General features: G+C 45.6%; 2 protein-coding genes. Both read right to left on the bottom strand.

Translation table 11 applies throughout. From position 1 onward, the window contains the following. A partial coding sequence (locus ACFIJL_RS08450; protein ID WP_375624205.1) for a phage protease occupies positions 1-269 on the bottom strand: 269 nt, incomplete at its 3' end. 437 nt (positions 270-706) lie between these two features. Next, the coding region (locus tag ACFIJL_RS08445; protein WP_375624203.1) for a phage minor head protein at positions 707-1,659 on the bottom strand (953 nt) is incomplete at its 5' end.

Raw genomic sequence — 1,659 nt, 5'->3', positions numbered from 1 at the left:
GCTTCTAAACCATTTCTCGCACGGTGATGTTGCCCATGCTCATAATCAATTACAAGCGGTCCTTTATTGGCTGCAAAGGCTTTTAAAATAGTTTGCGGGTTATAATGCCACTCTCGTCCATCACGTGCCTTCACATGGGGCGCTTTGGGCAAAAGCTCTACCCACTCAGGCGCTTGGCTAACGGTGGCGTCTTGGCAAAGATCTATTAACGCGGCATGAAATGTTTCTGCATCCCCATCTTTTTGATCTTCGTGAAATTCTTGCTTCATAAACATTGCCTATTGCTTTACAATTGTCATTGGCAATACAATGCATGAAACTGACACATCTCATAAGTCTGACACTGTCAGTCAAAAGAGCATTTCTCAAAAAAGCACTCTTTTCCCTATTCTTCTCCTTGTGAGAGAAACCCCCGTGCCAAACCATCCCATAAAATCGTTTTCAAAGGCACTTCAAAGGCGATAGAGCGCCGTCGTGAAGTAAGAGGTACAATTTATCGTCTTATACAAAAAAAGCCCCTCTCAAGCCGTTTTTTTAAAGATTGCTTTTGAACGTTGAAACTGTTAGATTACCCGCGAGGCGTGAGCCAGTTATGCCAGGACGGTTTTACCGGATCTGCGAGGAGTTGACCGCCCTCCACGCCTTCTCATTTTTCTCGACACCGGTTCCTTCTCACAAACACCAACAGAGCTTTACGGTGTTCTCTTTACAACAACCGTTCATCCTTCTTTTCAGCGGCGTTTAACAAACGTTGAATTTCGCGAAAGCTCTTTTTATGCATCGAGATAAGCCACCACTCTTGTTTGCTTGCCACCCATTTGACTGCAAAGCGCCACCATGCCCCACCATTTTCACCCAAAAACACAACACTCTGTGCATCTTTTCGTCTAATAACACCATAGGGCTTTATGAAGGTTTGAATGGCGCCTCGAAAATCATCCAAGCGAAGATCACGCGCTTGATGCTCTAACAAAATATGTTTCACACTGTCTGCGGATAAGCGAATAAGAGAATTTTCCGCTGCAAAAACATCACGCACCTTTTGTGGTATAGGTGCAATGGGTATAAACCCGCGAGGCATATGTCCTTCAAACATCGCTTCCAAAAGCGGCGAACCCACAATATCTTCAATGGCAATGCGTTTGTCATTGTCCCCCATCACAGAAATTTTATCACTCAAAAAACGGCTTAAATTTTGCGCCCGATGTTTCCCAGGGTTCAAATGCCAACCAGGATCAATGCCCTTTGGTATCTTCTCAACTTTCCCCGTCCGCTTATTGTGCCAAACCTGCTTTTCAACATGAAGTGGCTCTGCCCCCTCTTCATAGCCTAAATCTTCTGCTTCATAACGGCTTACCTGTCGCACACTGCATTTACACCGCCAACCATTGGGTGGATAAAGCCAATCCCAAACCGGATCATCAACAGGTGCCGTAAACCCCACCCAACTTTCATGTTCTAAACGCTTATGTTCTGAACTCGACAAAGCATAGGTGAGATAGGGCAAAAATTCTTTATTATTTTGTGTGCGCTCCCACTCGCCTGCTGCATGCGCACTCATGGTATTGGCCCAATAGACCGTTTCTAAACGCCGTGGGCTGCCCAATTGCACCACGCTCTTTTCACCAGTTTTGGGGTCAATGCTGGTCTTTTTACCCC

It is taken from the genome of Bartonella sp. TT119HLJHH (assembly GCF_042193385.1).
In the GTDB taxonomy this organism is placed as follows: domain Bacteria; phylum Pseudomonadota; class Alphaproteobacteria; order Rhizobiales; family Rhizobiaceae; genus Bartonella.
This window is presented reverse-complemented; position numbering and strand designations above follow the sequence as displayed.